This window comes from Bacillus sp. GbtcB10, assembly GCF_019091365.1.
Lineage (GTDB): Bacteria > Bacillota > Bacilli > Bacillales > Bacillaceae > Bacillus > Bacillus altitudinis.
Genome location: NZ_JAGXJP010000435.1, coordinates 1 through 232 on the forward strand (window position 1 = coordinate 1; position 232 = coordinate 232).

Annotated in this window: 1 pseudogene; it reads left to right on the forward strand. The window is 44.0% G+C overall.

Annotated features, from left to right (window positions below):
- A pseudogene (locus tag KVT11_RS20745) lies at positions 1-193 on the forward strand (DUF2552 family protein); the annotation flags it as partial.
- Positions 194-232 lie beyond the last annotated feature (39 nt).

Consider the following 232-nt stretch of genomic DNA (forward strand, 5'->3'; position numbering starts at 1 on the left):
GTGGGTCTCGTCCGTACTCGTCGCCCACACATATAGCCATTTGCACTGGTCAATCGGTGAAATGGATTAGCTAAAAAAGGACGTCTGGCTTCTCCAAGATGAAGTCACATTTGATACGGAAGAATTTCCAACGCTTGAATTAGCAGACAGTTGGGTAATAGAGAATATGGAACACGTAACAGATGTGTTATAAGCCCTTGGATGAAGAGGGCTTGTTTTGTGCCATCATCAT